At 33.9% G+C, this 2666-nt stretch carries 2 protein-coding genes; both read left to right on the plus strand.

What is annotated here, in order from left to right; translation table 11 throughout:
- Positions 1 to 131 precede the first annotated feature (131 nt).
- Positions 132 to 536: a secondary thiamine-phosphate synthase enzyme YjbQ gene (locus tag SPD90_RS02735; RefSeq protein ID WP_320924225.1), complete on the plus strand. Its 405-nt coding sequence runs from the start codon at positions 132 to 134 to the stop codon at positions 534 to 536.
- Between the two features lie 55 nt (positions 537 to 591).
- Positions 592 to 2666, plus strand: a 2075-nt coding sequence (locus SPD90_RS02740) for a DNA topoisomerase III (RefSeq protein WP_320924226.1), incomplete at its 3' end; no start/stop codon positions are given.

Here is a 2666-nt window from a genome sequence, read left to right on the forward strand (position 1 = left end):
ATTCATAAAAGACGGCGAAGGACTAAATATAATCAATTTAGATGATAATAGTGAAGAGTACAAATTGAAAAAGGATTTTTGCCAATTTGGAAGTGAATACGAAATAATTTTAAGAAATAGAGGAAGAGAATATGAACTTATTTAAACACGAGCTTAGAATAAATCAAACTCAAAATATGATAAAAATAACTAATTCTATAAGAGAGGACATATTAAAAAGTGGCATAAAGGACGGAATAGTAGTTGTCTACTGTCCGCATACCACAGCTGGAGTGACTATAAACGAAAACGCAGACCCAGATGTAGTCAGAGATATGATTTACGGATTTGAAAAGGCATATCCTACTATTGACAAAAACTACAGACATTTTGAAGGCAATTCTCATGCGCATTTAAAATCATCTACAGTAGGACCATCTCAAACCTTGATATTAGACGGTGGAGAGCTTATCATGGGAATTTGGCAGGATGTTTATTTCTGCGAATTTGATGGGCCTAGAAATAGAACTTATTACGTAAAAATTATTGAAGGCTAAATATATAAAATGATAATATATACTAATACAATATGCTTTTTAGAAAGGACACAATATGGAAAAAATATTAGTTTTAGCTGAAAAACCTTCTGTAGGAAGGGATATAGCTAGAGTTTTAGGATGCAAAAACGATAAAAATGGATATATAGAAGGTCAAAAATATGTGGTGACATGGGCTTTAGGTCACCTAGTTACACTAGCCGATCCAGAGGTATACGACAAGAGATACAAATCATGGGAGATGAACGATCTCCCAATACTTCCAAAGCAGCTAAAGACAGTCGTAATAAAAAAGACTTCAAAGCAGTTTAACACAGTAAAGGCTCAACTAAATAGAAATGACATAAAAGAAGTTGTAATAGCAACTGATGCAGGTAGAGAAGGAGAGCTCGTAGCGAGATGGATAATAGAAAAAGCTCATATTAAAAAGCCTATCAAACGTCTATGGATATCTTCAAGCACAGACAAGGCGATAAAAGAAGGCTTCTCAAAGCTAAAAGACGGAAGAGATTACAACAACCTGTATTACTCAGCAATAGCAAGGGCAGAGGCAGACTGGATAGTTGGTATAAACGCAACTAGAGCGCTTACTACAAAGTACAATGCGAGCTTGTCTTGCGGTAGAGTTCAAACTCCTACATTGGCGATGATTTTAAAAAGAGAAGAGGAAATTAGGAATTTCAAGCCAAAGGACTACTACACACTAGAGATATTAGCTAAAAAGGGTGGTAGTTTTTTAAAACTATCTTGGACAGATAAGAATAACTCGACTACGACATTTAACAGGGAAAAAATAGAAAATATAAAGAAAAAAATAGTAAATCAAGATTTAAAAATTATAGAAGTAAAAAAATCAGAAAAGAAGAAGTACTCACCAGCTCTTTACGACTTGACAGAGCTTCAAAGAGATGCAAATAAAATTTTTGGATACTCAGCTAAAGAAACATTGTCTATAATGCAAAGATTATACGAGCATCACAAGGTGCTTACATATCCGAGAACAGATTCGAGATATCTGACAGATGATATAGTAGATACTTTAAAGGATAGAATCAAGGCGGTAAATACGAGTGAGTACTCAAAGGTATGTACAAAGCTATTAAAGACTAACATAAAGACGAATAAATCATTTGTAGACAACTCAAAGGTAGGCGACCACCATGCTATAATCCCGACAGAGGAGAGAGTTTTCTTAGGTGATTTATCGGATAAAGAGAGAAAAATTTACGATTTAGTAGTAAAGAGATTTTTAAGCTTACTATGTCCTCCTTTTGAATACGAACAGACTACAATAAGGGCAGTCTGCAAAGGTGAGACATTTACAGCAAAGGGAAATAAAATCAAAAAGCTAGGCTGGAGAGAAAATTATAAGTCTGAAGACGACGATATAATAGATTCATCAGTAGATGTGATGACAGACGACAACCTAAAAATAGAAAGTGTGAAGATAGAAAGCAAAAAGACAAATCCACCTTCATATTTAACTGAAGCGACTTTGCTTACAGAAATGGAAAAACACAACCTAGGAACTGTAGCTACTAGAGCAGACATAATAGAAAAGCTATTTAATTCCTTCTTTGTCGAGCTAAAAAACAAAGAAATTCACACTACATCAAAGGGAAGACAGCTACTAGACTTAGCACCGATAGACCTAAAAAGCCCAGAGCTAACAGCAAAATGGGAAAAGACTTTAACAGATATATCTAAAGGAAAGAGCAAAAAGAGTGATTTTATAAACGAAATGAAAAATTACTCAAAAACTATTGTAAAGGAAATAAAAAACAGCGAAAACAAATTTAAACACGACAACCTGACTAGAAACAAATGCCCAAATTGTGGTAAATTCATGCTAGAAGTAAACGGCAAAAGAGGAAAGATGCTAGTCTGTGAGGATAGACAGTGTAACACGAAAAAATTAATTTCTCAAACTACAAATGCTAGATGTCCTAATTGCCACAAAAGACTTGAGTTAAAAGGTGAGGGAGAAGGAAAAATATTTACATGTAGCTGTGGATATAGAGAAAAATTATCTTCATTTAACAAAAGGAAAGCAGAAGAGAAGGGAAAAGCTTCTAAAAAAGACATAAATAAATATTTGAAAAATCAAAACAAAGACCAAGAAGCGTTTAA

This window comes from Intestinibacter sp. (genome assembly GCF_034113885.1).
Classification (GTDB): domain Bacteria; phylum Bacillota; class Clostridia; order Peptostreptococcales; family Peptostreptococcaceae; genus Intestinibacter.